22 protein-coding genes are annotated in these 26,894 nt (G+C 73.3%); 9 read left to right on the forward strand and 13 right to left on the reverse strand.

The window, feature by feature from the left end:
* The first annotated feature begins 20 nt into the window (after window positions 1-20).
* Window positions 21-365 (forward strand): hypothetical protein, encoded by a 345-nt coding sequence (locus tag AB2U05_RS31010; protein ID WP_369184939.1) that lies wholly within the window; start codon window positions 21-23, stop codon window positions 363-365.
* Between the two features lie 206 nt (window positions 366-571).
* Here AB2U05_RS31010 and AB2U05_RS31015 read toward each other — a convergent pair whose 3' ends face one another.
* Genes AB2U05_RS31015 through AB2U05_RS31040 form a run of 6 tightly spaced genes read right to left on the reverse strand, consistent with a single transcriptional unit; the run spans window position 572 to window position 8,675 of the window.
* Entirely contained in the window at window positions 572-2,446 is a 1,875-nt protein-coding gene (locus AB2U05_RS31015) for a TniQ family protein (RefSeq protein ID WP_369184940.1), read from the reverse strand.
* Window positions 2,443-4,323 carry a TniQ family protein gene (locus AB2U05_RS31020; protein WP_369184941.1) on the reverse strand — a complete coding sequence of 627 codons (1,881 nt, stop codon included), beginning with the start codon at window positions 4,321-4,323 and terminating at the stop codon, window positions 2,443-2,445. Before AB2U05_RS31020 ends, AB2U05_RS31015 begins: the two co-directional genes overlap by 4 nt.
* Window positions 4,320-5,579: an AAA family ATPase gene (locus AB2U05_RS31025; protein WP_369184942.1), complete on the reverse strand. Its 1,260-nt coding sequence runs from the start codon at window positions 5,577-5,579 to the stop codon at window positions 4,320-4,322. The genes AB2U05_RS31020 and AB2U05_RS31025 overlap by 4 nt, the downstream gene beginning before the upstream one ends.
* Window positions 5,576-6,457, reverse strand: coding sequence for a hypothetical protein (locus tag AB2U05_RS31030; RefSeq protein WP_369184943.1), 882 nt, complete (start codon window positions 6,455-6,457; stop codon window positions 5,576-5,578). The genes AB2U05_RS31025 and AB2U05_RS31030 overlap by 4 nt, the downstream gene beginning before the upstream one ends.
* 11 nt (window positions 6,458-6,468) lie before the next feature.
* The gene (locus AB2U05_RS31035) at window positions 6,469-7,854 is read right to left on the reverse strand and encodes a hypothetical protein (RefSeq protein WP_369184944.1); all 1,386 of its coding nucleotides are present in this window, start codon (window positions 7,852-7,854) and stop codon (window positions 6,469-6,471) included.
* Complete coding sequence (locus tag AB2U05_RS31040) at window positions 7,851-8,675, reverse strand: TnsA-like heteromeric transposase endonuclease subunit (protein ID WP_369184945.1); 825 nt, start codon at window positions 8,673-8,675, stop codon at window positions 7,851-7,853. Before AB2U05_RS31040 ends, AB2U05_RS31035 begins: the two co-directional genes overlap by 4 nt.
* Before the next feature lie 293 nt (window positions 8,676-8,968).
* Between AB2U05_RS31040 and AB2U05_RS31045 the strand changes: the two genes are divergently transcribed.
* On the forward strand, window positions 8,969-10,318 hold the full coding sequence (locus tag AB2U05_RS31045) for an MFS transporter (protein WP_369186019.1): 1,350 nt from the start codon (window positions 8,969-8,971) through the stop codon (window positions 10,316-10,318).
* 188 nt (window positions 10,319-10,506) lie between these two features.
* On the opposite strand, the gene AB2U05_RS31050 is transcribed toward AB2U05_RS31045, so the two are convergent.
* Window positions 10,507-10,707: a hypothetical protein gene (locus tag AB2U05_RS31050; RefSeq protein ID WP_045691900.1), complete on the reverse strand. Its 201-nt coding sequence runs from the start codon at window positions 10,705-10,707 to the stop codon at window positions 10,507-10,509.
* 118 nt (window positions 10,708-10,825) lie between these two features.
* On the opposite strand from AB2U05_RS31050, the gene AB2U05_RS31055 reads away from it, so the two are divergent.
* The gene (locus AB2U05_RS31055) at window positions 10,826-11,368 is read left to right on the forward strand and encodes a TetR/AcrR family transcriptional regulator (RefSeq protein ID WP_045691899.1); all 543 of its coding nucleotides are present in this window, start codon (window positions 10,826-10,828) and stop codon (window positions 11,366-11,368) included.
* A 14-nt stretch (window positions 11,369-11,382) separates the two neighbouring features.
* Here the strand turns inward: AB2U05_RS31055 and AB2U05_RS31060 are convergent, their stop codons facing one another.
* The gene (locus AB2U05_RS31060; RefSeq protein ID WP_369184946.1) at window positions 11,383-12,387 is read right to left on the reverse strand and encodes an alpha/beta fold hydrolase; all 1,005 of its coding nucleotides are present in this window, start codon (window positions 12,385-12,387) and stop codon (window positions 11,383-11,385) included.
* Between the two features lie 520 nt (window positions 12,388-12,907).
* Between AB2U05_RS31060 and AB2U05_RS31065 the strand changes: the two genes are divergently transcribed.
* From AB2U05_RS31065 to AB2U05_RS31075, 3 genes are all read left to right on the forward strand, one after another.
* A complete protein-coding gene (locus AB2U05_RS31065) occupies window positions 12,908-13,837 on the forward strand; it encodes a Gfo/Idh/MocA family protein (RefSeq protein ID WP_369184947.1) in 930 nt (309 codons plus the stop codon).
* Between the two features lie 266 nt (window positions 13,838-14,103).
* The gene (locus AB2U05_RS31070) at window positions 14,104-15,984 is read left to right on the forward strand and encodes an endonuclease/exonuclease/phosphatase family protein (protein WP_369184948.1); all 1,881 of its coding nucleotides are present in this window, start codon (window positions 14,104-14,106) and stop codon (window positions 15,982-15,984) included.
* A 70-nt stretch (window positions 15,985-16,054) separates the two neighbouring features.
* A complete protein-coding gene (locus AB2U05_RS31075) occupies window positions 16,055-16,570 on the forward strand; it encodes a GNAT family N-acetyltransferase (protein ID WP_045691897.1) in 516 nt (171 codons plus the stop codon).
* A gap of 15 nt (window positions 16,571-16,585) precedes the next feature.
* Here the strand turns inward: AB2U05_RS31075 and AB2U05_RS31080 are convergent, their stop codons facing one another.
* From AB2U05_RS31080 to AB2U05_RS31100, 5 genes are all read right to left on the reverse strand, one after another.
* Window positions 16,586-18,946 (reverse strand): ATP-binding cassette domain-containing protein, encoded by a 2,361-nt coding sequence (locus tag AB2U05_RS31080; protein WP_369184949.1) that lies wholly within the window; start codon window positions 18,944-18,946, stop codon window positions 16,586-16,588.
* 162 nt (window positions 18,947-19,108) lie between these two features.
* A complete protein-coding gene (locus tag AB2U05_RS31085; protein WP_045691895.1) occupies window positions 19,109-19,522 on the reverse strand; it encodes a VOC family protein in 414 nt (137 codons plus the stop codon).
* Window positions 19,523-19,606: 84 nt separating this feature from the next.
* Window positions 19,607-20,350 (reverse strand): class I SAM-dependent methyltransferase, encoded by a 744-nt coding sequence (locus AB2U05_RS31090; protein WP_369184950.1) that lies wholly within the window; start codon window positions 20,348-20,350, stop codon window positions 19,607-19,609.
* 141 nt (window positions 20,351-20,491) lie between these two features.
* On the reverse strand, window positions 20,492-20,986 hold the full coding sequence (locus AB2U05_RS31095; RefSeq protein ID WP_045691893.1) for a hypothetical protein: 495 nt from the start codon (window positions 20,984-20,986) through the stop codon (window positions 20,492-20,494).
* Between the two features lie 70 nt (window positions 20,987-21,056).
* Window positions 21,057-21,416, reverse strand: coding sequence for a hypothetical protein (locus AB2U05_RS31100; protein WP_369184951.1), 360 nt, complete (start codon window positions 21,414-21,416; stop codon window positions 21,057-21,059).
* Between the two features lie 239 nt (window positions 21,417-21,655).
* Here AB2U05_RS31100 and AB2U05_RS31105 point away from each other — a divergent pair, with 239 nt between their 5' ends.
* From AB2U05_RS31105 to AB2U05_RS31115, 3 genes are read left to right on the forward strand one after another with little or no spacing between them, the layout of a single operon-like run.
* Entirely contained in the window at window positions 21,656-23,317 is a 1,662-nt protein-coding gene (locus AB2U05_RS31105) for an acyclic terpene utilization AtuA family protein (protein WP_369186020.1), read from the forward strand.
* On the forward strand, window positions 23,314-24,912 hold the full coding sequence (locus AB2U05_RS31110) for an acyl-CoA carboxylase subunit beta (protein ID WP_045709929.1): 1,599 nt from the start codon (window positions 23,314-23,316) through the stop codon (window positions 24,910-24,912). Before AB2U05_RS31105 ends, AB2U05_RS31110 begins: the two co-directional genes overlap by 4 nt.
* Window positions 24,913-24,923: 11 nt before the next feature.
* Window positions 24,924-26,891 (forward strand): biotin carboxylase N-terminal domain-containing protein, encoded by a 1,968-nt coding sequence (locus AB2U05_RS31115; RefSeq protein WP_369184952.1) that lies wholly within the window; start codon window positions 24,924-24,926, stop codon window positions 26,889-26,891.
* Window positions 26,892-26,894 lie beyond the last annotated feature (3 nt).

Raw genomic sequence — 26,894 nt, forward strand, 5'->3', positions numbered from 1 at the left:
CCGACGAGGGAGAAGAACCCATGAGCCAGCAGCACACCCACCCGCACGCCCACGCACCGCTTCCCGCGCCCTCCCGTGAGGGCAGCGTCGTCCTGGAGATCGGCGGCACCCTCGGCGCCCTGATCATCCACACCGACCCCGCGGACGACGGCCTGGAGATCGAGGTCAGCCCCACTGGCGACGACACCACCCGCACCCACGCAGCCGTCCGCCCCCGCCACCTCGCGGACCGCACCACCCACTGCGCCGTCATCTCGCCGCTACCCGAAGGCGATTACACGCTCTGGCGCACCGCCGAAACCCCGGACACCGTCCTCAGCATCCGCGGCGGCCACGTCACCGAGCACCACTGGTCACAGGAGTAGAACCGCAAAGCCGCAGACACCGCGCCACACCCCTGTTCGGTGATCGTCGGCTTCCACCGGGCCACAGAGCCCCAGCATGGACGACTTTCGAGCCGGCACGTGGGTACCACCTGCCGTCCCGCGGGGCCGTTCAGGCGAGGGGCCGTCAGAAATCGGCCCTCCGTGCTGTGGAAAGAAGCTGGTCGCAGCGGGCAGTGGGTGGCTTTTCATACCCCGGACTGGCCCACTGGCTGTCCTTCGTCGATGTGGGTGGAGAGGCGGGCGGCGTAGGTGTCGAGGCGACCGCGTAGGACGAGGCGCACGGTGGCTGTCTGGTTGACCGGGGTGTAGGTCTGGGCGATGTTGTCGACGAGCCTGCTGGTGTCCGTGCCGCAGCGTCGCATCGCGGTCAGGACGGGGCTGTGGGCGTACTCGGCCTGGGTGAGCTCGGTCCACAGCAGTACGGTGGCCGTGAGCCGCCCGGTCTCGCCGGCCATCCGGACGAACCGTGGGCTCAGGATTGCGGTCAGTTCGGCCCAGTGATCGGCGGGCATCTGCCAGTCGGCGAGCGCCGTGCGGCGCCTGGCGTAGTCGATGCGGTCCTTGTCGTCGTCCAGGCGTTGGGCGATGTTCTCGATCCGGGTCTCGAAGTCGCCCCACAGGGTGCCTCGCGCCATCTGGGGGCGGAGTTTGTTCATAGTGCTCGTCGCCTTCTCGGCTGGGACGCCGAGTTGGCGCGCGCACTGAGGGTAGGAGCCGCCGGCCGCCATCTCGGCGAGCTTGAGGCTGGCGGCTCTGCGCAAGTGCCGCACGGTGTAGCTGGTCGGGTTGTCGAGGCGCTCGGCGAAGTCGGCGAAGTGCTCGTCGTACCAGTGCCCGGGCAGGTAGGGCGGGACGTGCTCGATGCCGAAGCGGCAGTCGCGGGAGGGCACGCGCACGCTCGCCTTCTCGGTGCGGCCGGCGGCGTGGAAGCCGTGGGCCTGGCGGACGAGCGCGCGGGCGAGGGCCGGTGAGAGGTTCTGTCGCCGCAGCGTGGTGTACGAACCCGGGTGCCGGGCGAAAGCGGCCTGCGCCAGCGGCTGGATTCCCTCGCGCAGGTGAACGCGGTCGTCCGCCGTCAGCAGCGTCGTGGCGGCTAGCAGGAGAGCGCCGCACTGGCCCGCGTCGGATGGAGCGGACCACAGGGCCGGCGTGCCGCCGGCGGGGTGGGCGTTGACTCCGGGGCGGACCGCCTCCACATGGTCGTCGATCAGGTCGAGCAGCGGCCCGGGCAGGATGAGGATGCCTGGCGGTGGGGGCCAGCTGAGTTTGATCAGCTGGCTGGCGGCGCGCAGGTCCGGGAAGAACCAGGGGTCGTGGGCTTCGGCGTCGTGCAGCCGGTCGAGGAGCCGCTGTTGAACCCTCATCAGGTGAGCCATGGTGTCTGCGGCCAGCGCCGTGTTCTTGCTGTGGGCGGGGTCTTCGTCCAGGCGGGCGCCGCATGGTGGCCGCTGCGCTGGCGGGCTGCCGGCCGTGTTCGGGCCGTCGGCTCGGCAGGCGAGCGGGTGGATTCCAGTGGCGCTCGGGCGGTGGAGCAGGGTGGCGCGGCCGCGGCGGATCGGGTTGGAGGACGCTTGGCACTTCCAGCACCGGTGCTTCAGGAGCGTGCCGTGGCTCGGGCAGGCGAAGACGACGGGCAGGTGCCAGGTGCTCTTCCACGCTCCGCCGAGGGCGCGTTGGACCGGGCTGCCGTCCCCGGTGAGGCAGGCGGGGCAGTAGCGGGTGGAGAGGGTGAATGCCCAGCTGCCGGTGACGGAGCCCGCCGTGCGATTGCGGTGCACGGTCCCGAGGAGCGGGTACGCGCCTTGGTGGCGCTGCAGTCCCAGGACGGCGACCTCGGCGGGGCTGAGGCGGGCGGCGGCACCGAACGCGGTGGCTGCCTCCGGGAGGAGGCCGAGGAGGAGGTCGGTGCTCAGCCGGTTGGCCTTCACCGGGCCGAGCCCGGCCAGCTCCGCGACGCGGACCGGGGACCGGTTCAGCCGGTAGGAGAGCCGCAGCAGGTAGCCGGGAAGGGACTCCTCTGGGAGCGGGGCCAGGCTGCGGGCCAGCGGCCGGGCGGTCATGGGGCCGTCCCGTGGCCGTGGGCCGGCGCCCCGTTGTCGCACCAGGCTGCTGTCTGCTGCGTGAAGGCGGCCAGCCGGGCCAGGAGGCGGGCCTTGTCGCCCCGGCGGGCGCCGGTGAGGGAGGGCAGCTCACAGACGAGGCCCGGGCCGCCGGGCAGTCGCCCGCCCCAGCCGCGGTGGCGGACCAGCGGGCTGAACAGGTAGTCGCCCTCGGTGACCTGGGTCCACACCAGGACCGACGCGCAGGTCCGCAGACCGGGGGTTGCGTCGAGGGTGGACAGGCCGTCGGTGAGGTGGGCCCAGTGGGCCGGCGGGATGGTCCAGCCCTCGAGCGCCGTTCGGCGGCGCTGGTAGTCGATGCGGTCCTCCTGGGCGTCGAGTTCGGCGGCGATCGCGTCGAGCGCGAGGAGGAACTGCTGCCAGGCGTCCTCGCCGTCCGTGCGCAGCCGGAGTTGCTGAAGGCCGGAGAGGGCGTGACCGCGCGGGATGCCGAGCAGGCGGGCGCCGTCGGCCAGGGTGCCGCCGCCGGTCATCTCGGCGAGCTTGAGGGTGGCGGCCCGCCGCACGAGCCGTGCGTTGTTGCGGCTGGCGACGGTGAGGCGGGCGGTGAAGCGGGCCAGGTGCCACTCGTAGGCGGCGGCCGGCAGAAGCTGGGGGACCTCCTGGGCGGTGAAGCGGCAGGTGCGCGTCGGCACGCGCAGGGCCGCGGACGTGCCGGCGCCGACGGTGGCGTGGAAGCCGCCACGTTGGACGGCGAGGGCGCGGGCGAGCGGCAGAGAGAACTGTCCGCGCCGGATGATGCCGGCGAAACGGGTGCGGTCGCGCCCGATGGCCTGGCGAGCCAGGGTCTGGACGGCTTCGCGAGCGCCGGCCGGATCCGGGTGGGTGAGAAGGCGCTCGCTCATGGCGAGCAGGCCCGCGCAGGCGGCGGCTGCCGGTGGCGGTCCGATGACGACGCGGCCGTTGTCCCCGTGCGGCCGGTCGGCGGTGCGGCGGCGCATGGCGTGGATGTGCTCGTCCAGGGCGTTGATCGCGGTCTCGGGCAGGCCGAGGTCGTCGACGGCGGCCGGCCAAGAGATGGTGATCAGCTGGCTGACGGCGATCAGGTCCGGGAAGAAGCGCGGCTCTTCCGGATCCGGCGAGGCCAGTCGCGCCAGTAGCCTGCTCTGGAGATCGAGCAGGGTAACGAGGTCGACGTCCCCTGGCGTGCGGGTGCCCGATGCCGTCGCGGTGAGGTCGGCGCCGCAGGCGGGCTTGGGTTTGCGGGTACCGGCGTCGGGCGCGTGGTTGCGGCACTGGCCGGGGTGCAGCCCGTGGCCGGTCGGGTGCAGGATCAGGGCCGCCCGGCCCTGGACGGACACGTTGAGGGGCCGTTGGCAGCTCGGGCACAGGTGGTCGAGCAGGCGCCGGTGGCTCGGGCAGGCGAAGACGACCGGCAGGTGCCAGGGCAGGCGCCAGGGGCCGCCGTGCGCGTCCTGGACCGCGCTGCCGTCTCCTGCCAGGCACGGCGGGCAGTAGCGGCTGGCGGCGGTGAACGCCCACACGTGGGAGCCGAACCGGCCGTCCTGGCGTTCCCCGCTGTCCGCGATCGGCGGGTACGCCGCCTGGTGCGGTCGCAGCCCGAGTGTGTGGACTTCGGTCGGCGTCAGGCGGGTCGCGGCGGCGAAGCGGGCCGCGGACTCGGGTCGCAGGGCCAGCAGCAGGTGTCCGGGCAGTTTGACCGTGTGGCCGAGCCGGTAGGGGGCGAGGCCGGTGAGCACGGCGATTCGGGCCGGCGTGCGGTTCAGCCGGTGGGCGAGCCGGAGCAGGAAGCCGGGCAGGGACTCCTCGGGCAGCGGGGCCAGGCTGCGGGCCAGCGGGCCGGGTGTGCCGGTCAACCCACCGCCCCCGTCGGGCCGTCGTCGTCGAAGACGGTGTTGCGGCCCGGCCGCTTCTTCCGCGCGGCGGACATCGCCGGGATCTCGGGCTGTTCGCCGGAGTCGGCGTCCAGGTCGGGCAGGTCGGTGGGGCTGACCGTGCACCGCTGTAGCAGGTCAATGGTTAGGTGCTCGGCCTCGGTTTCGATGGCGTGGCGGCAGCCGGTCTGGATCAGCTTCTCCAGCAGGCCGACCACGCCGTTGGTGCGACGGAACAGGTACTCGGGCATGCCGCCGGCGGTGAGCATGCCGTCGGTGTCGTTCAGCAGCCGCAGACAGCCCTCCAGGCCGCGCAGGTGGGCGGTCCAGGCCTCGATCTGGGCGGGGGTGTCGTAGCTGAACGCATCGAGGTCGATCAGCTCGAAGCGGCGTTCGTGCTGGGTCGCGGCATCCGCGTTGGGGCTGCGGCCGCGGTCCTTGACCGGCGGGAAAAGCCACTGCCTGGTGACGGGGTCGCGCCGGCCGTCCCGCAGCAGGCCGGAAGTCGGGATGCCGACGCCGACGAGGATCAGGGTGACCGGCATGCTCATCATCTCGCGGATCAGGTCCAGCACGTCCTGGTCCGCCTCGCGGTGGAGCTTGAGCCTCGTAATGTCATCGATTACAAGCGCCTTGGTGGCATGGTCGGCGATCGCGGTTTTCACCGTGCGGACGAGGTCCTCCAGGCGCATCCCCTTGTGGTCCTCGCCGTAGAAGTCGAGGATCCGCTGGCAGGTGGAGATCGGGGTGGCCTTGACCGGGCAGCGCACGTACGCAACCGGTGCGAACAGGTCGCGGGTGCCGGGCATCGCGTCCGGGTTGACCTGCTGGTTCAGGGTCAGCCACTCGTCCTCGAAGGCGGCCACCGCCTCGCACACGGTCTCGGTCTTGCCCTGGGCGCCGCCGCCGTTGACCATCACCCCGGTGCGGGTGCCCGACTTGTGGCTGAACGCGCCGTCCTCGATCCGCGTGCGCACCAGCCAGGCGACGGCCTCGCTCATCGGGGTGGCCTGAACGGGCAGGCTGCTGTGGGTGGCCAGGCGGTGCAGGTCGTAGATGCGGCGCTGGCGCGGGCTCAGCCGCTTGTACTCCTCGCCCGACATCACCGGTGCCGGGACGAAGCTCGCGCGGGTGGTGCGCCAGCGCTGCCAGCCGTCGTGGCGGGTGCGGTCCAGCGGCGGCCCGGGCAGGAACGTGGCCGCGCCGGCCCACGGTGGTGTGCTTCCGGCGCCGCTCACGCTTCCCCCTCAGTGTCCTCGTACTCGTCTTCGTCCGGCAGGGCGAGCAGGCTGCGTTCGCGCAGCCGCTGCCCGAGCGCCGGGGGCGGGGCCGGTCGCTCGGGCACCGCGTCCTCGCGCCGGCGGCGGCGCTCGTCGTCCACCGCCGCCTGCCCCTGCCGGGCCCGCTCCCGCCACTTGAGCGGCACCACGTTGTCCATCTCACCGGTCGCTGCCCGCTCGTTGACGGCGCCGGTTGCGCCCGGTGGGCGGTCGGCGGCCGCCGCTGCGGCCTGGGCCACCTCGCGGGCGTGCTCGGTGCGCTGGCCTTTGGTCAGCCGGGTCGGCCACTGCTCGACGGGAATGTGGCCGCCGATCAACTCCAGCAGGAGCGGCAGCAGTTCCGCATCCGTCTTCGGGGCAAGGCCGCGGCTGCGGACCTCGCGCATGACCTCGCGCACCCGCGCGTCGCTGAAGGCGGGTACCTCGCCCTCCTCTGGCAGGCCGGTCCAGCGCAGGGTGTGCCAGTCGTGGGTGCGCGGGTCCTGGAAGAACACCAGGCACGGGTCGCGCGGGTCGCGGTGGAAGACGTACTTGTTCTTGGCGACCCCGCCCCGCCCGGAGAGCGTGAACCGGTAGGGGTCCAGCGCGGCGCCGTTGTACCAGAGGTTCTTGATCTTCACGCCGCGCTTGCCGTGGATCACCACCCGGTGGGTCGGCAGCAGCTGGTAGTACAGCTCCGGACGGGGGATCTGCAGCGCGAAGCCGCCCTGGGCCATCGAGGCCGCGAACAGGCTGTTCGGGCTGTGGTCGCCGGCCGGGTCCCAGCTCGGCGCATAGGTACCGAACCGGCTCTGCTGCCACACCGAGACGACCCAGGTGGCCACCAGGTGCTCCATTTCGGCTACGGTCAGGACGGCGTCGCCCTCCGGGTCCACGCCGCGGTCGGCCGCGTCCACCCCTGGTAGCCCGGCAGGATCCTGAACAGCAGGGACTGGACGGCCCCGAACGCCCGCTCCACGGCCTGCTTGTCGGTCGGACGAAGCAAGCGGCTGGGGCGTATGTTCGCCCCGATCACCCGCTGGACCTCGATCAGATGATGGTTCTTGTACACCGAGCCGTGATCGGTGGTGACGGTCTCGGGCGCGAAGAACGGCAGGCCCGCGACCCTGTGGCCGGCGAACTCGGCCACCAGCGTGGCCGGGACGCCGGGGTAGGCCCACTCCATCTCCTCGCCCCAGTCCGGCCTCATCGGCAGCGGCATCATCACGTCCCGCAGGACCATGGCCACGTCGACCGAGGTGTCGGAGACCAGCGTCAGCCGGAACGCCACAATCGAATGCGTGTACACGTCCAGGGCCAGCGTCAAGTGGACGGACACCGGGTCGCCGAAGACGTTCTCACGGACCTTGACCGGCAGGATCGTGGTGTCGAGCGCCACCACCTGGCCCGGCCGGTGAACCACGACGTGCCTGCCGGTCGCCACCTCCTGGGCACGGGCGGCCGAGCGCAGGTACCGCTGCCGGGCACCACTGGAACCGAACCACTCCCTCCACACCGTCCGCAGCGTCGTGTAGCTCGGCACCGGCTCGTCGGGGCCGAAGGTCTCCCGGACGTACTGGTGGATCAGACGCTCGCGGTCCTTCGCACTGAGTTTGGAACGGTGCAGCGTCTCCGCCCGGACCGCGAACAACGCCTCCCGGACCGCCGGCGAGATCCGGCGCCCGGTCGCCTCGCGAAGCCACCGGTCGTCCGCCAGACCGACCGGGCCGAACCGGCGCCGGTCCATGTCCCAGCGGATCAGCGTCCGGTAGCCGGCCCGCCTCAGGCCCAGCGCGGCGGCCTGGTCGGGATTCTCGACCGCGGCCAGGCGCAGTTCCTCCGCCTTCGCCTGCCGGCGCTGCGTCAGCGTGGTGGCGTCCGGGTCGTACTGCGGACGCGGTTCGCCCGGTCCCGCCAGCAGCGCGTCACCGCTGAGAAAGCCGGTCTCCACCTCGTTCAGGTGGGCCAGCCGCAACATGGTCAGCTGCTGCTTGTCCGGCTTCAGGTCGGTCATCGCCTTCGGCTGGCGGCCCCGGCTCGCAGCCGGCAGGTCCCTGCGCGTGCGGGTCGACTGGCGGCACCCAGGATGATGCATCAGCTCCCGCACCGACGCGTGCCAGGAAGGCCCATCGGCCGGGACCAGGACCACCTTGCCCACCTGGGGCTCGAACGACTCCACCATCCACTCGGCGCCGTCGATGATCAGCTCGTTGCCAGGTGACAGATCCCAGGCATCCGCGGCGGGTGCCGTCACCACTCTCCTCCGCGCAGGTGGTTGCCCGGCACCAGGCGGACCGGACTCGCGTCGGTCAGCGGTGCGGACATGTCCATGCCCAGAATTCGGTGCCACAGCAGGTGGAGAGCATGAGCCCGGGCGATCGCCGGGTAGCTGCACTGCTCGACCAGCTCGCCGAACGCGAAAGGCCCCGACCCGGCGGCCCGAAGCAGCTGCTCCTGGAGGCCGAGTTGATCGGATAACTCCCGTCGGCCCGCCGACAGAGCATCGACGATCCTCACCACGTGCTTGCGCCAGCCAGTCACCACGCTGTAGTTCCATCCCACCGTCAGGGCGGCCTCGGCCGACGCCGCGAACTTCACCTCGTCCTCCAGCCGGATGCGTCCGGCCGGCCGGACATCCAGCAACCACGGTCCCGAGCCGGTCAACAGCAGGAAGTCCGGGGTGTGCTCGACCCTCCCGCCGTCCGCAGTGTGGAATTGCAGGCGAAAGGGCTGGGCCAGCGCCTCTTGCAGATCGCCAGCGAAGTCGGCCATCAGGAGCAGCAGCTCCTCCTCGAAGCTCTCGAAGCCGTGGTGCCGGTCGGTGCTGACCAGGTACTCCAGGCCTGGCCTGTGCCACTGGCCCGTCCGCCACGTGAAGCGGCGCACCGGCCGACTGCGGGCCGCCTCGACCTCGGCGAGATTCCGTACCGAGCAGGTGACCGGGGTACGGCCGAAGCGCCATGTCGCAGTCCACCGGTCGCTCCAGCCAGCCGCAAGCTTGAGCGTCTTCCTGTAGGCGTCAAACCCCGTGTGGAGGCGGGCAAGGTCGCCCAGGAAGCAGGCATCGGACCACAAGCCAGTCCATGCAGCCGGCCCCGCTGGAGACCCGCCAGATAACGCCGAAGCCACGCCCCATCGCCTCCATGGTGACCTGAACACGTCGGGACGAACCTACGACGAAGATCCTTTCCCAGGGGCGCGTTTCGAGAAAACGGTGCACGCGAGGTCGATCGTGCTGGAGCGCCGCCCCGTACATATGTGACAACAAGACCCGTCAGTGCAGTCGCAGCTGTGCCGAGTGAAACTGACACCTTCCCAGGCCAGCGGGGTCTACCGGTGACATCTACAGCAGTCAGTCGCAGCTGCACATCGACCAGGCCCGACTCCCTTGGCTGGTCAACATCTACGCCCTCTGCTTCGGCGGCTTCCTGCTGCTCGGCGGACGGCTGGCCGACCACTACGGGCACCGGCGCGTCCTGCTCGCCGGCACCGCCGCCTTCGCCCTCGCCTCCCTCGGCGGCGGGCTCGCCCAGGACCAGGCGCAGCTGATTGCCGCCCGCGCCGTCCAGGGCGTCGGCGCCGCCGTGATGGCGCCCGCCGCGCTCGCCGTCCTCACCCTCACCCAGCGCGAAGGCCGCGAACGCACCCGCGCCCTCGGCGTCTACGCCGCCGTCTCGGCGGTCGGCGGCGGCGCGGGCGTGCTGGTCGGCGGGCTGCTCACCGAGTACGCGGGCTGGCGCTGGGTGATGTGGGTCAACCTGCCGATGGCCGTCGCCGCACTGCTGCTCGCCGCGGGCAGCGTCCCCGGCGGGACGGTCGGCGGTCGGCGCGGCCGGCTCGACCTGGTCGGCGCCGTGCTCGCCACCGCTGGCGTCGGCCTGCTCATCCTCGGCGTCGAGCGCACCGAACAGGTCGGCTGGGGTTCCGCCGCCACCGCCGGGACGCTGGCGGCCGCCGGGCTGCTGCTCACCGGCTTCGTGCTCTGGGTCCGGTACGGGCCGATGGCGGACCCGCTGATCCGGCTCGGCCTGCTGCGCCGGCGGGGTGTGCTCGGCGCCAACCTGTTCATGGCCCTGCTGGTCGGCGGGCAGTTCGGCGCCTTCTACTTCTCGACGATGCACCTGCAGACGGTCCTCGGCTTCAACGCCGCCCAGGCCGGCCTCGGCTTCCTGCCGCTCACCCTGTGCGTGGTGGTCGGCATCCAGGCCTCCAGCCGCCTGATGCGCCGCGGCGTCCCCGTCCGGCTGCTGCTGGTGCCCGCCGGCCTGATCGGCGCGGCCGGCTTCGCCTGGTGGGCCGCCCTCGGCCCGGCCGGCAGCTACCTCGGCGACGTCCTCGGCCCGTCCATGGTGGCCGGCCTCGGCATCGGCTTCTCCTTCGTCCCGCTCACCGCCGCCGCCACCGGCGGCCTCCCGCCCCAGGAGGCGGGCGCGGCCTCCGCGCTCCTCAACTCCGCCCGCCAGATAGGCGGCGCCATCGGCCTCGCCGTCCTGGTCGCCGCCGCGACCGCCCGCACCGACCACCGCCTCGCCGCCGGAGCCAGCCCGGCCGTGGCCGCCACCCAGGGCTACGGCCTCGGCTACCTCCTGGCCGCCGCCTTCCTCCTCGCGGCCTCCCTCGCCGCCGCCACCGTCCTCCCGGGCCGCCGCCCCGCGCCCGCTGCGGAGCCCGGCCTCGAACGTGAGCGGACGGCGGAGGGTGCCCGGGCCGCGCGCTGACCGGGGCGCCGGGCCGGGAACGGCCGCAGCCCTGCCCGCGCGTGGTGCGGGCAGGGCTGCGGAAATCCGGCAGCTGCTCGGCGTCCCGGGGCGGGCGGCCGCCGCCGTGGTGGGGTGGCGGGGCGTCCCGGCTCGGGCGGCCGTGCAGCCGCTGGTCGGTGGGGGCGGTCGGTCGGGACCGCCCGGGGTCACCCCTTGAGGGTGATGAGGTGGACGGCGGGGGCCGAGACCACCTGGACGGTGTCGGTGCCGGGGACGCGCAGCTTGGCGAAGCCGCCCTGGAGGGCGACCAGGGCGCTGGGGACGTAGGAGATCGCCTCGCCGTCCGCGTTCAGCACCGTGTAGCCGGTGTTGAGTTCGACGGCGGCTTCGGTCCAGTCCTCGCTCATGCGTCCCCCCGGGTGTGCGGCTGTCCTGCTGGCCTGCGAAACGGTACCGATCGGTTCCGACTGGGAGGACGGTACCGATCGGTGCCGTTTGGCGTCAAGGGCGGCTAGGATCGTCTGCATGGCAGTCAACGCACGGGCGCGCCTGCTGAGCACGGCCGAAGCCCTCTTCTACGCCTACGGGATCCACGCGGTCGGGGTGGAGCGCATCCTCTCCGAGTCCGGTGTGGGCCGGGCGTCCTTCTACCGGCACTTCGCCGGGAAGGAGGCGCTGGTGACCGCGGTCCTGGAGGGCCGCGACGCGCGGTGGCGCGCCTGGTTGTCCGAGCGGGTCGCCGCGCACGGCGGCCACCCGCTGAACATCTTCGACGCGCTCGCCGAACGGTTCTCCGCACCCGACTACCGCGGCTGCGTCGCGATCACCACCATGACCGAGATCGCGGACCGGTCCAGCCCGGCCCGCCAGATGGCGGCGCTGCACAAGACCCGCGTCGTCGAGCTGGTCGAGCAGCTGCTGCGGGACGCGGACGTCCCCGAACCCGCCGCCCGCGCCAAGCAGTTCGCCCTGCTGATGGACGGCGCCATCGTCACCGCCCTGCGCGAGGGCACTCCGGACGCCGCCTGGCGGGCCCGCGGCATCGCGGAGTCCCTGCTGGCCGCCTGAACCGGCGGAGAGCCTCAGCGGCACAGCCGTGCGACCAGCTCCAGCTCGTGCGCCAGGAGCCCCACGTCGCGCGGGCCGGCGTGCGGCGCGGTGAGCGACCGCACGCGGAAGCGGTTGTCGGGTGCGGCCTCGTCCGCCTCGCGGATCATGAGGTCCTGGAGCGCCGGCGGGATGGTGCGGTCCTGCGTGTAGCGCACGAACGTGCGCGGCACCCGGCCCCACGTCGCGGGCAGCCCGCGGGCGTCCTCGCTCGCGCCGACCGCCGCCGACTCGTCCGGCTCCAGGATGTTCATCAGCGCCCGGACCTCGGCGTCCGACCGGTCGGCGGCGATCGCCTCCTTGACGACCGCGAGGAACGCCGGGTCGCCCGAGCGCCAGTTGACCCGGCTGATGCCCAGCTCCGGGGGCGTGTGGACGGCGGGGAGCCTGGTCATGTAGCTGGTGGCCGCCTCGGGGGTCGTCATCAGCCGCAGCACCGAGGGGTGCTTCGTCGGGCAGAACGCGGAGGCGTACACCAGGTGCGCGAGCAGCTCGGGCACCCGGTTGGCGACCGCGTTGAGGGTCACCCCGCCGAGGCTTCCGCCGACCAGCACCACCGGGCCGTTGCGCCGCGCCTGCCGCACCACGCCGATCACGTGGTCGGCGAAGTCGCCCAGCGTCACCTCGGATATCGGGGACGGCTCGGTGCGCAGCCGCTCCAGGTCCTGCGGGCACTGGTAGGACTCGGGGACGTACGCGCCGAGCCCGTGCCCGGGCAGGTCGACCGCGATCGCGCGGTGGCCGCGCAGCCCCAGCTCGCGCAGCAGGGGCTGCCAGTAGAAGGAGTTGCTCCCCGAACCGTGGACGAGGACGAAGGTGGGCGCGCCGCTCCCGCGTCCGTCCGCGTGTGCGGCGGAGGCGGCCACGCCCAGCGAGGCGACCGCCCCCGCCCCGGCCACCACCGCCTTCAACGCACCGCGCCGCGACGTTCCGCCGGCCTTCGCGTCGTCCCTGCGGGCACCGCGCTGCTCCTCGGCCATGGACGGCCACCTCCGTGGGTGTCGAGTGAAGCTCTTCGCGTACGGGGTTCGCACGGGAAGGAACCTACGCCTCTTAACTGACCCACCGTCACGAGGGGGTGGCCGGGGCCGGATCCGGCAGCGGAGAGCGCGCCCCCTTGGAGGGTTTCCGCGATGCGGCCCCTCGCCCGGTAGCGTTGCGTGGAGATGGCATGTACGCTGCGTGTCGCTGGTTGAACAGCATGCGGGCCCGGTCGCCGCTCCGTGGGGGGAGTCGCGTCCAGGCCCGGCGCCAGCCAGGGGTCCGGTTGTGCTTCGTGGGGGAGCCACAGCCGGACCCTTCAGCAGCGCTGTCGACGGTATGCCCCGCCGGGCGGGGCTCCAGTCGTGACAACCGTCCAGCAGCGCGCCGGTTCCGGACGCGTTCGTCCAATGTCCTTCCCCCGCGGCCCCGCGGTGGGGCGGGGAGTGGTGAACGGGGACGGGAGCCCGGTGCATAGGGTGGGGGTGACGGTTCCGGCGCGTACCAGTGGAGAATCCGATGAGTTTGACCCCTGCTCCTGACGGCCTGCTCCCGGTCGGGGTGATCGGTCTCGGCGACATCGCGCAGAAGGCGTACCTGCCGGTGTTCGGCGCGCTGCCGGGCCTCGACCTGCGGCTGATGACGCGGGACGCGGCGAAGCTCGACCGGATCGGCGAGGCGTACCGGGTCGGCCCGGAGCGCCGGTTCACCGATCTGGGGGAGCTGATCGGCAGCGGGATCCGGGCGGCCTTCGTGCACGCCGCCACCGGCCAGCACGTGCCGATCGTCGAGCGGCTGCTCTCCGCCGGGGTGGACGTCTACGTCGACAAGCCGCTCGACTACACCGTGGACGGCGCCCGCCGGCTGGTGGACCTGGCCGACCGGACGGGCCGTTCGCTGATGGTGGGCTTCAACCGGCGGCACGCGCCCGGCTACGCGCAGGCCCTGGAGCGGCCGCGCGACCTGATCGTGCTGCAGAAGAACCGCGAGGGCCTGCCGGAGGCGGCCCGCTCGCTGGTCTTCGACGACTTCATCCACGTCGTCGACACCCTGCGCTTCCTCGTCCCCGGCGAGATCGAGCACGTCGACGTCCGCTCCCGGGTGCGGGACGGCCTGGTGGAGCACGTGGTGCTGACCCTGGCCGGCGAGGGCTTCACCGCGCTGGGCGTCATGAACCGGGTCTCCGGTTCGACGGAGGAGGTGCTGGAGGTCTCCGGCGGCGAGTCCAAGCGCGAGGTGCGCAACCTGGCCGAGGTGATCGACCACCGGGGCCAGCCGACCGTGCGCCGGCGCGGGGACTGGGTGTCGGTCGCCCGGCAGCGCGGGATCGAGCAGTGCGTGCTCGGGTTCCTGGGCGCCGTCCGCGACGGGAAGACCGTCGACGCGCACGACGCGCTGCGCACCCACGAGCTGTGCGAGCTGATCGTGGAGCGGATCGAGGGGAACTGAGCGCGGGGCGGGCCGGGAAGGCTGGGAGGTTCCTGGGCGGTTCGGGGAAATCCTGGGAGCAGCCTGGGAGTTGACGAAACGTCATGGCACCTGCCGGGAACCGGGAGTTCACCGACGGGGTCTTGTCGGGGCATTTTCTACGCGCGTATCTTGAGGGCTCGGCGGGGGTCGGCAGACGTCTCCCGTCCTTCTCTACGCGAGTAGCGCGCGCTCGGCGCGCGCCGCCTGTCGACGTAGCCCGTAGCCGAATCAGGAGCCATGCCCCGGTGACCACCGCTGCCGCACCCCGCCCCCGCAGAGCCGCCCTGCTGCGCGCCGCCGTCCTCCCGGCCGCCCTCGCCGCCTCCCTGGTGCTCGTCCCGCTGCCGGCCGCGTACGCCGCCGGCCCCGCGGCCGCCGTGCCGCCCGCGCCGACCGAGGCCGGCCCGCTGCGCATCCACGACATCCAGGGCACCACCCGGACGTCCCCGCAGGCCGGCAAGCCCGTCACCGGTGTGCCCGGCACCGTCACCGGCGTCCGCGCGTACGGCAGCGCCAAGGGCTTCTGGATGCAGGACCCGAACCCGGACGCCGACCCGGCGACCAGCGAGGGCATCTTCGTCTACACCGGCGCCGCCCCCACCGTGCGGGTCGGCGACTCGGTGCTGGTCAGCGGCAAGGTCACCGAGTACTACCCGAACTACGGCGGCGGCTCCCAGTCCGTCACCGAACTCACCGGCCCCGCCGTCACGGTGCTCTCCTCCGGCAACCCGCTGCCCGCCCCCGTGGTCGTGGACACCCGGAACATCCCCGGCACCTACACCCCGCCCGCCGGCCCGGACGGCACCATCGACCAGGTGCGGCTGAACCCGGAGAAGTACGCCCTGGACTTCTACGAGTCGCTGGAGGGCATGCTCGTCCAGGTCCGGGACGCCCGCGTCGTCCAGGCGACCGACAAGTACAACGAGCTGTGGGTCGCCGCCGACCGGCAGGACCAGCGCAGCAAGCGCGGCGGCGTGCTGTACGAGTCGTACCGCGAGCCCAACGTCGGCCGCCTGATGGTGCAGCAGCAGGCCCCGGCCTCGCAGCAGCCCTTCCCGGTGGCCAACGTCGGCGACGAGCTGACCGGCGCCACCACCGGCCCGCTGGACTACAACCAGTTCGGCGGCTACACCCTCGTCGCCGGCAGCGTCGGCGCGCTGCGCGACAACCACCTCCAGCGCGAGGTCACCGCCCAGGCGACCGACCGCGAACTCACCGTCGCCACCTACAACGTGGAGAACCTGGCCGCCACCAACCCGGACGCCAAGTTCGCCGCGCTGGCCCAGGGCGTCGTCACCAACCTGCGCTCGCCCGACATCGTCGCCCTGGAGGAGATCCAGGACGACAACGGCAGCAAGAACGACGGCACCGTCGGCGCGAGCCGGACCATCGCCCGGTTCGTCGACGCCGTCAAGGCCGCCGGCGGCCCCGCGTACGAGTGGCGCTCGATCGACCCGCAGGACGGCAAGGACGGCGGCGAGCCCGGCGGCAACATCCGGCAGGTCTTCCTGTTCAACCCGCAGCGCGTCTCCTTCACCGACATCCCCGGCGGCACCGCCACCACCGCGGTCGCCGTCACGGGCACCGGCGCCGCCACCGCGCTGACCGCCTCGCCCGGCCGGATCGAGCCGACCGACGAGGCCTGGACCGACAGCCGCAAGCCGCTGGTCGGCCAGTTCACCTTCCGCGGCCGGACGGTCTTCGTGATCGCCAACCACTTCAACAGCAAGGGCGGCGACCAGGGCATCGACAGCCGCTTCCAGGCCCCGACCCGCAGCTCCGAGGTGCAGCGGATCAAGCAGGCCACCGTCGAGCAGGCCTTCGTCGGCAAGCTGCTCGCCGCCGACCAGGAGGCCCGGATCGTCGCGGTCGGCGACTACAACGACTACCAGTTCTCGCCCGCCCTCGCCGCGCTCACCAAGGGCGGCGTGCTGCGCGACCTGGTGAACGAGCTGCCGGAGACCGAGCAGTACTCGTACGTCTACCAGGGCAACTCGCAGGTGCTGGACCACATCCTGGTGAGCCCCGAGCTCGGCTACGCCAAGTACGACGTGGTGCACATCAACGCCGAGTTCGCCCAGCAGGCCAGCGACCACGACCCTCAGGTGGTCCGCCTGAAGCCCTGACCCGACCTGCGGATATGCTGCTCCCGCCGCCGGTGGCCGCCGGCGGCGGGAGCGATACGGGGGCGGGAACATGCGGTACCGGATCGAGCGGATCGGCGCTGAGGACTGGCAGCGGCTGCGGGACGTCCGGCTGGCCCAGCTCCTTGACACGCCGATGGCGTTCGTCGAGACCCACGCGACCGCGCTCGGGCACCCCGAGGAGGAGTGGCGCACCCGGGCCGCCGAGGTGAACGGGCCCGGCCGGGTCGGTCTGGTGGCGGTGGACGGCGAGGGCGGCGACGAGTGGGTCGGCACGATGCTCACGCTCCCGCACCCCGAGGAGCCCACGAGCACGGTGCTGATCGGCGTCTGGGTGGCCCCGGAGCACCGCGGCCGCGAGCTCGGCGTGACGGACCTGCTGTTCGACGCCGTCGTCGAGTGGGCCCGGGCCGAGGGCAAGAAGACGATGGTGCTCCGGGTGCACGAGGCCAACGACCGCGCCGCCGCGTTCTACCGGCGGCGCGGCTTCACCTTCACCGGACATGCGGCGCCGTTCGTGCTGGACCCGACGACGAGCACGCTGCGGATGGTTCTTCCGCTGGACTGACGCACCCGGGGCGCCTCAGCCGACGTAGGCGGCCAGGTGCTCCCCGGTCAGCGTCGAGCGCGCCGCGACCAGCTCGGCCGGCGTGCCCTCGAAGACCACCCGGCCGCCGTCGTGCCCGGCGCCCGGCCCCAGGTCGATGATCCAGTCCGCGTGCGCCATCACCGCCAGGTGGTGCTCGATCACGATCACCGACTTGCCGGAGTCCACCAGCCGGTCCAGCAGGCCGAGCAGCTGCTCGACGTCGGCCAGGTGCAGGCCGGTGGTCGGCTCGTCCAGCACGTACACCCCGCCCTTGTCCGCCATGTGGGTGGCCAGCTTCAGCCGCTGCCGCTCCCCGCCGGACAGCGTGGTGAGCGGCTGCCCGAGGCTCAGGTAGCCGAGGCCGACGTCGGCGAGCCGCCGGAGGATCCGGTGCGCGGCCGGCAGGTGGGCCTCGCCGGCGCCGAAGAACTCCTCGGCCTCGGCCACCGGCATCGCCAGCACCTCGCTGATGTCCCGCCCGCCGAGCCGGTACTCCAGCACCGAGTCCTGGTAGCGGCGGCCCTCGCAGTCCTCGCAGGTGGTGGCCACGCCGGCCATCATCGCCAGGTCGGTGTAGACCACGCCCGCGCCGTTGCACGTCGGGCAGGCGCCCTCGGAGTTGGCGCTGAACAGGGCGGGCTTCACGCCGTTGGCCTTGGCGAAGGCCTTGCGGATCGGGTCGAGCAGGCCGGTGTAGGTGGCCGGGTTGCTGCGCCGGGAGCCCTTGATCGGGCTCTGGTCGACGGAGACCACGCCCTCGTCCGCAGGGATCGAGCCGTGGATCAGCGAGCTCTTCCCGGAGCCCGCCACGCCCGTGACCACGGTCAGCACCCCGAGCGGCACGTCCACGTCCACGTCCCGCAGGTTGTGCGCGTTCGCGCCGCGGATCGCCAGCGCGCCGGTCGGCTTGCGCACGCTCGCGCGCAGCGCCGTCCGGTCGGCCAGGTGGCGGCCGGTGACGGTGCCGCTGGCGCGCAGCCCGTCCACCGTGCCCTCGAAGCACACCGCGCCGCCCGCCGTGCCGGCGCCTGGGCCGAGGTCGACCACGTGGTCGGCGATCGCGATGGTCTGCGGCTTGTGCTCGACCACCAGCACGGTGTTGCCCTTGTCGCGCAGGCGCAGCAGCAGGTCGTTCATCCGGCTGATGTCGTGCGGGTGCAGGCCGGTGGTCGGCTCGTCGAAGACGTACGTGGTGTCGGTGAGCGAGGAGCCGAGGTGGCGGATCATCTTGACGCGCTGCGCCTCGCCGCCGGACAGGGTGCCGGAGGGGCGGTCGAGCGAGAGGTAGCCGAGGCCGATCTCGACGAAGGAGTCGAGGGTGTGCCGCAGGGTGGCGAGCAGCGGCGCCACCGAGGGCTCGTCCAACTCCCGTACCCAGGCGGCCAGATCGCTGATCTGCAGGGCGCAGGCGTCGGCGATGCTGATTCCGGCGATCTTCGACGAGCGGGCGGCCGCGCTGAGCCGGGTGCCCTCGCAGTCGGGGCAGGCGGTGAAGGTGACGGCGCGCTCGACGAAGGCCCGGATGTGAGGCTGGAGGGCGTCCTTGTCCTTGGCCAGCATGGACTTCTGGAGCTTGGGGATCAGGCCCTCGTAGGTGAGGTTGACGTTGTTGATCCGGACCTTCGTCGGCTCGCGGTACAGGAAGTCCTGCAGCTCCTTCTTCGTGTACCTGCGGATCGGCTTGTCCGGGTCGAGGAAGCCCGAGTTGGCGTACACGCCGACCGTCCACCAGCTGTCCGTCTTCCAGCCGGGGATGGTGATCGCGCCCTCGTTGAGGGACTTGCTGTCGTCGAACAGCTGGGCCAGGTCGATGTCGGAGACGGTGCCGCGGCCCTCGCAGCGCGGGCACATGCCGCCGGTGATGCTGAAGCTGCGCCGCTCCTTGACGGTCTTGCCGCCGCGCTCGACGGTGACGGCGCCGGCGCCGCTGATCGAGGGGACGTTGAAGGAGAAGGCCTTGGGGGAGCCGATGTGCGGGGTGCCGAGGCGGCTGAACAGGATGCGCAGCATCGCGTTGGCGTCGGTGGCGGTGCCGACGGTGGAGCGCGGGTCGGCGCCCATCCGCTGCTGGTCGACGATGATCGCGGTGGTCAGGCCCTCCAGGACGTCCACCTCGGGGCGGGCCAGGGCGGGCATGAAGCCCTGGACGAAGGCGCTGTAGGTCTCGTTGATCAGCCGCTGGGACTCGGCGGCGATGGTGTCGAAGACCAGCGAGCTCTTGCCCGAGCCGGAGACGCCGGTGAAGACCGTGAGCCGGCGCTTGGGGAGGTCGACGTCGACGTCCTTCAGGTTGTTCTCGCGGGCGCCGTGCACCCGGATCAGGTCGTGGCTGTCGGCGACGTGCGGGTCGGCCATCGGTGTCTTCGCTCCCTGGCTGTCGGGCGGGCTCGGCGGTGCTGGGCGGTGCTCGGCGGTGCTGGGCGGTGCTGGGCGGTGCTCGGCGGTGTTCTGCGGTGCTCTGCTGGCTGTGCGGGGGGCGGGCCCGCCCCGGGGGTGTCCCGGGGCGGGCCCGGCGGGTCAGCGCACCTCGTTGAAGCGGACCATGTTGCCCGCCGGGTCGCGGAAGGCGCAGTCGCGGACGCCGTACGGCTGCTGGGTCGGCTCCTGGACGAGCTCGGCGCCGCCGGACTTCAGCCGGTCGAACACGCCGTCCAGGTCGGCGGTGGCGAGCACCACGCGGGCGTACGTCCCCTTGGCCATCATCTCGGTGATCGTACGCCGTTCCTCCTCGGTGATGCCCGGGTCGGCGAACGGCGGCTCCAGTACCAGCGAGACGTCGGGCTGCCCGGCGGGGCCGAGGGTGATCCAGCGCATCGGGCCGCCGCCGACGTCCTGGCGGACCTCGAAGCCGAGCAGGTCGCGGTAGAAGGCGAGCGAGGCCTCGGGGTCGGTGTGCGGGAGGAAGGTCCAGTGGATGGTGATCTCGTTCATGACTGCCACGCTAGGCCCGCCCCCCGCGCGGGCGCTTCTCGAAAACTGATCGGTTCGGTCGGCGTCGGCGTCGGCCCCCGGCGCTCAGGCCCGGCAGCGCAGCATCTCCAGCGGCGGGTGCGCCAGCAGGTCCGCCCAGAAGCCCTCGCCGTAGGCGCGCAGGCCCTCCTCGGACACCCGCAGCGGGACCCACTCCAGGGCGCGGAACCCGGCCGCCCGCAAGGACGCCTCGTAGACCTCGCGGCGCGGCGCCGCGCCGACGATGGTGATCGGCCGCGGGTCGAGGAGGGCGGTGACCCGCACCCGCGGACCGGTCTCGCTCTCCTCGCCGGTCGGCTCGCAGCGGAAGCCGTACGCCTCCAGGGACGGACAGTCGAAGCCGTAGTCGGGCTTCTGGGCGAGCACGAAGAACTCCCCGCCCGGCACCAGGCTCCGGTGGATGTTGCGGCACATCCGCTCCATCGCGGCGACGTCCTCGGCGTAGTTCAGGCACTGCACCGCCAGCGCGAGGTCGAACTGCCGGCCGAGCGGCCGCAGTTCGGCCACGTCGCCGACCTCGTAGGAGATCCCCAGCGGTTCCTGCCGCTCGATGTTCCGTGCGGCGGCGACCATCTCGCCGGAGATGTCGACACCCAGCACCTCGGTGGCGCCGCGCCGCTTGAACTCCCGGCTGTAGAAGCCCGTTCCGCACGCCAGGTCCAGGACGGACCTGCCGCGCACGTCCCCGACCAGGCCGAGGAAGCTCGGCACCTCCCCGTACCGCGTCAGCGGCAGGGCCTTGAAGCCCTCGAACGCCTCGCCGATCCCGTCGTACTGCTGCACCGCCATGGCGACGACCTCCCCACGCCTGTGGCCACGCCGCCCGGATGCGCCGCGGCCTCCACCGGGGAGTCTTCCGCAGCCTGACGGACCGTCGTACTGGCGGAAGCCACAAGCGGGGTGAGGGCGTTCGGGCCGACGCCGGGGGGATCAGACGGCGGGCAGGGCCTGCCAGTCCTCCCAGGTGATGTCGCGCCCCAGGCAACGCGGCTTCTGGAACGGCCAGTCGGCGGCGATCCACTGCGGCACGAGCGCGTCCAGCGCCCGCTCCACCTCGCTGCCGACGAGCTCGGCCACCACCCACCAGGACACCTCGGCGTCCGCGCCGGCCCGCTCCGGCGGGTCGATGTAGACGCAGCCGCGGATCGCCGTCTCCGCGCGGTCGAGCAGGACGTAGTTGAAGGACTGGTGGGCGGCGATCTCCTGCTCGTGCCGCAGCAGGTCGGCCCGGTTCGCCTCGTACGTGATCGTCTCCGCGGGCCAGCCCCAGGCCGGGCCGAAGATGCTCCACAGGTGCTCGCGCGAGCCCATCACGGCCGGGTAGTCGAGCGGCGCGTCGGCCTCGCGGATCGGCCGCAGGTGGTGGGCGCCGTCCGGCAGCGGGACGCGGAGGGGGTGGACGAAGTCAGCGGGCAGCCAGGTCATGGCGCCGAGGCTAGCGGCGGCCGGGCCGTGGGCGCACGGAATTATCGGCCGGGGGCCCGGACGGCGCCCGCTACCAGACCCACGTCCCCGTGCCGCCGTCCGTCAGCCGTGCCGCCTCGGGGCCGGGCCGCGAGGCCTCGTCCAGCGGGACGGTGAAGCGGTGCTCGCCGAGGTCCAGGACCAGGAACCGGCCCGGCGCCAGCTCGCAGGCGTCGACGACCTCGCCGACGTAGCAGCGCAGCAGCTCCACCGACCCGGGCGAGGGGAACCGCCACCCCCGGCAGCCGTACCGCCCGAAGGGGGCGCTCGACGCCCGCAGCACGGGCCCGTCGAAGTGCAGCTCGACGTGGTCGCGCCTGCAGCGCACCGCGCTCACCGCCCGGCCTAGCAGCAGCCGGAGCGGGTCCTTCGTGTCGTCGACCGTCGTCACGCGCCCATGATCCCGGACGCCGCGCGGCGCCGGGCAGGCAGGGGTGTGGGTGGGATGGAGAAACAAGCAGGCATGATTGCTTTTTTCTTCGAGCGGTGCCAGGCTGCTGCGCGACGGCGCGCGTTCCGGCGGGCCGCCAACTCTCGGGCAGGGGAGGCGCATTGGAGCGCGAACGGGCGGGCTTGCGGATCGGCAACGCCTCGGGCTTCTACGGGGACCGGTTCGCGGCGGTGCGGGAGATGCTCACCGGCGGCCCGCTGGACGTGCTCACCGGGGACTACCTGGCCGAGCTGACCATGCTCATCCTGGCCCGGGACCGGCTGAAGGACCCGTCGCTCGGGTACGCCCGGACCTTCCTGCGCCAGATGGAGGAGTGCCTGGGCCTGGCGCACGAGCGCGGGGTGCGGATCGTGGTGAACGCCGGCGGCCTCAACCCGGCCCGACTCGCCGACGAACTGCGGCAGTTGGCCGACCGGCTGGGCATCGGGGCGGCCGTGGCGCACGTCGAGGGCGACGACCTGCTCCCGCGCCGCGCCGAACTCGGGCTGCCCGAGGGCCTGCTGGCCGCCAACGCCTACCTCGGCGCGTTCGGCATCGCCGCCTGCCTGGACGGCGGCGCCGACGTGGTCGTCACCGGGCGGGTCACCGACGCCGCGCTGGTCGCCGGCCCCGGGATCGCCCGCTTCGGCTGGACGCCCGCCGACCTCGACGCCCTGGCCGGGGCGGTCGTCGCCGGGCACGTCCTGGAGTGCGGGGCCCAGGCCACCGGCGGCAACTACGCCTTCTTCCGCGAGCACGACGTCACCCGCCCCGGCTTCCCGATCGCCGAGCTGCACCCGGACGGCTCCAGCGTGATCACCAAGCACCCGGGCACCGGCGGGGCCGTCACCACCGGCACCGTCACCGCCCAACTCCTGTACGAGACCGGCGGAGCGCACTACCTCGGCCCGGACGTCACCGCCCGGCTGGACACCGTGCGGCTCACCCCGGACGGCCCGGACCGGGTGCGGATCGACGGCGTGCGCGGCGAGGCCCCGCCCGCCACCCTCAAGGTCGGGCTCAACCGGCTCGGCGGCCACCGCAACGAGGTCGCCTTCGTCCTCACCGGCCTGGACATCGAGGCCAAGGCCGCCCTGGTGCGGCGGCAGTTCGAGGCCGCCCTGCCGCCCGGGGCCCGCCCGGCCGAGCTGCGCTGGACGCTCGCCCGCACCGACCACCCGGACGCCGACACCGAGGAAGCCGCCTCGGCGTACCTGCGGCTCACCGCCCGGGACCGGGACCCGGCCAAGGTCGGCCGCGAACTCGGCAAGGCCGCCGTCGAGTCGGGCCTGGCCGGTTACCCGGGCTTCCACCTCACCGCCCCGCCCGGCCCGGGGGCGCCGTACGGGGTGTTCACCGCCGCGTACGTCGACGCGAAGGCCGTCGAGCACACCGCCGTCCTGCCGGACGGGCGCCGGATCGTCGTCCCGCCGGCGCCGGTCACCTCCGAACCCGCCCACGGGGAACAGCGGTTGCCCGAGCTGTTGCCCGAGCCGCTGCCCGCCGGGCCGACCCGCCGCGCCCCGCTCGGCCTGGTCGTCGGCGCCCGCAGCGGCGACAAGGGCGGCGACGCCAATCTCGGCGTGTGGGCCCGCGGCGAGGACGGCTGGCGCTGGCTCGCGCACACCCTCACCGTCCAGCGGCTGCGCGAACTCCTCCCCGAGACCGCCGAGTTGCCCGTCGTCCGGCACCTGCTGCCGAACCTGCGCGCGGTCAACTTCACCGTCACCGGGCTGCTCGGCGAGGGCGTCGCGGCGCAGCACCGCTTCGACCCGCAGGCCAAGGCGCTCGGGGAGTGGCTGCGCTCCCGCCATCTCGACATCCCTACCCGTCTGCTCGACAGTCCGGAGGCCACGCAGTGACCGTCCTGCCCACCCGCCTCGACCCGGCCGGGCCCGAGTACGCCGAGCACCGCGCCGCGATGCTCGGCAAGCTCGCCGAGTTGGACGACGAGCACGCCAAGGCGCTGGCCGGCGGCGGGCCCTCGTACGTGGAGCGCCACCGGGGGCGCGGCAAGCTGCTGGCCCGGGAGCGGATCGAGCTGCTGCTCGACCAGGACGCGCCGTTCCTGGAGCTGTCCCCGCTGGCCGCCTGGGGCAGCGAGTACCCGGTCGGCGCGGCCCTGGTCACCGGCATCGGGGTGGTCGAGGGCGTCGAGTGCGTGATCACCGCCAACGACCCGACCGTGCGCGGCGGCGCCAGCAACCCGTGGACGCTGCGCAAGGCGCTGCGCGCCAACGAGGTCGCGCTGGCGAACCGGCTCCCGCTGATCAACCTGGTCGAGTCCGGCGGCGCCGACCTGCCGAGCCAGAAGGAGATCTTCATCCCCGGCGGCGCGCTGTTCCGCGACCTCACCCGGCTGTCCGCCGCCCGCATCCCGACCGTGGCCGTGGTGTTCGGCAACTCGACGGCCGGCGGCGCCTACGTGCCCGGCATGTCGGACCACACCGTGCTGGTCAAGGAGCGCGCCAAGGTGTTCCTCGGCGGCCCGCCGCTGGTCAGGATGGCCACCGGTGAGGAGGCCGACGACGAGTCGCTGGGCGGCGCCGAGATGCACGCCCGCACCTCGGGCCTGGCGGACCACTTCGCCGTCGACGAGGCGGACGCGCTGCGGATCGCCCGCCGGATCGTCGCCCGGCTCGACCACCGCAAGCCCGGCCCGCACCCGGACCGGCTCGCCGCGCCGCCGAAGTACGCCGAGGAGGAGCTGCTGGGCATCGTCCCCGGCGACCTCAAGGTGCCCTTCGACCCGCGCGAGGTGATCGCCCGGATCGTCGACGGCTCCGACTTCGACGAGTTCAAGCCGCGCTACGGCGCCAGCCTGGCCACCGGCTGGGCGCGCCTGCACGGCTACCCGGTCGGCATCCTGGCGAACGCGCAGGGGGTGCTGTTCAGCGCGGAGTCCCAGAAGGCCGCCCAGTTCATCCAGCTGGCCAACCAGCGGGACACCCCGCTGCTGTTCCTGCACAACACCACCGGCTACATGGTCGGCAAGGACTACGAGCAGGGCGGCATCATCAAGCACGGCGCGATGATGATCAACGCCGTCGCCAACTCCCGGGTGCCGCACCTGTCGGTGCTGATGGGCGCCTCGTACGGGGCCGGCCACTACGGCATGTGCGGGCGGGCGTACGAGCCGCGCTTCCTGTTCTCCTGGCCGAGCGCCAAGTCCGCCGTGATGGGCCCGCAGCAGCTCGCCGGGGTGCTCTCGATCGTGGCCCGCCAGTCGGCGGCGGCCAAGGGCCGGCCGTACGACGAGGACGCCGACGCGGCGATCCGGGCGATGGTCGAGCAGCAGATCGAGGCCGAGTCGCTGCCGGTGTTCCTGTCCGGCCGGCTCTACGACGACGGCGTGATCGACCCGCGCGACACCCGAACGGTGCTCGGCCTGTGCCTGTCCGCGATCCACAACGCGCCGGTCGAGGGCGCGCGCGGCTACGGCGTCTTCCGGATGTGAGGGACCACCACATGATCACTAACCTGCTGGTCGCCAACCGGGGCGAGATCGCCCGCCGGGTCTTCCGGACCTGCCGCGACCTCGGCATCGCCACCACCGCCGTGCACTCGGACCCGGACGCCGCCGCCCCGCACGTGCGCGAGGCCGACGCCGCCGTCCGGCTGCCCGGCGCCGCGCCCGCCGACACCTACCTGCGGGCCGACCTGATCGTCGCCGCCGCGCTCGCCGCCGGGGCCGACGCCGTCCACCCGGGGTACGGATTCCTGTCCGAGAGCGCCGAGTTCGCCCGCGCCGTGCTGGACGCGGGCCTCACCTGGGTCGGCCCGCCGCCGGAGGCGATCGCCGCGATGGGTTCCAAGACCGCCGCCAAGCGCCTGATGGCCGAGGCCGGGGTGCCCGTCCTCGGCGCGCTGACCGAGCCGACCGAGGCCGACCTGCCGCTGCTGGTCAAGGCGGCGGCGGGCGGCGGCGGGCGCGGCATGCGGGTCGTGCGCACCCTCGCCGAGCTGCCGGAGGCGCTGGCGGCCGCCGGCGCCGAGGCGGCGAGCGCCTTCGGCTCGGCGGAGGTGTTCTGCGAGCGCTACCTGCCGAGCGGCCGGCACGTCGAGGTGCAGCTGCTGGCCGACGCGCACGGCACGGTCTGGGCGGTCGGCGACCGCGACTGCTCGCTGCAGCGGCGCCACCAGAAGGTGGTCGAGGAGGCGCCCGCGCCCGGCCTGTCGCCCGCCGTGCGCGCCGGGCTGCACACGGCGGCCGCCGACGCGGCCAAGGCGATCGGTTACGTCGGCGCCGGCACCGCCGAGTTCCTGCTCGGCGAGGACGGCCGGTTCTGGTTCCTGGAGATGAACACCCGCCTCCAGGTCGAGCACCCGGTCACCGAGGCGGTCACCGGGCTCGACCTGGTCGCGCTCCAACTCGCCGTCGCCGAGGGCGAGCTGCTGCCCGGCCCGACCCCGCCGCCGAGCACCGGCCACGCGATCGAGGCCCGGCTCTACGCGGAGGACCCGGCGAACGGCTGGCGGCCCGCCACCGGCACCCTGCACCGGCTCGAACTCGCCCATCCGTACCAGGAGTTCGGCGGATCCGGTGCGGCAGGGCTGCGGCTGGACGCCGGTGTCGAGGCCGACAGCGTGATCACCCCGCACTACGACCCGATGCTCGCCAAGGTGATCGCCTGGGCGCCGACCCGGGCCGCCGCCGCCCGCCGGCTGGCCGACGCGCTCGCCCGCGCCCGCGTCCACGGCCCGGCCACCAACCGGGAGTTGCTGGTCCGCGCGGTGCGGCACCCGGCCTTCCTGGCCGGCCGTCTGCACACCGGCTTCCTGGCCGAGCACGCCGCCGAGCTCACCGCCCCGGACGGCGCGGGCGCCGAGCGGGCCGCGCTGGCCGCCGCGCTCGCCGACGCCGCCGCCCGGAGCGCCGGGCCGCGGGGCGCCGTCCACCGCGCCCTGCCGTCCGGCTGGCGCAACCTGCCCTCCCAGCCCCAGGTCAAGCGCTACCGCACCGACGCCGGCGCCGAGGTGGAGGCCCGCTACCGGCTCACCCGGGACGGCCTGCGGGCCGAGGCCCACCCCGGCGCCGAGCTGGTCGAGGCCGCCCCCGACCGGGTCGTACTGCGCGAGGACGGCATCCGGCGCACCTACCGGGTCGCCCGCCACGGCGACCGGGTGTACGTCGACACCCCGGCCGGCGGCCTCGCGCTCACCGCCCTGCCCCGCTTCCCCGACCCCACGGAACAGGCCGACCCCGGCGCCCTGCTCGCCCCGATGCCCGGCACCGTGGTGCGCGTCACCGCCGCCGTGGGCGACACCGTCACCGCCGGGCAGCCGCTGCTCGTGCTGGAGGCGATGAAGATGGAGCACCGCGTCGCCGCCCCGGCGGACGGCGTGCTGACCGAACTGCGCGCCGCCCCCGGCCGCCAGGTCGAGCTGGGCGCCCTGCTCGCCGTCGTCAAAACCACAACCTCCGAAGAAGCCTGAGGA

Origin of the sequence: Streptomyces sp. Y1 (assembly GCF_041053115.1) — a bacterium.
Taxonomy (GTDB): domain Bacteria; phylum Actinomycetota; class Actinomycetes; order Streptomycetales; family Streptomycetaceae; genus Kitasatospora; species Kitasatospora rubellomurina.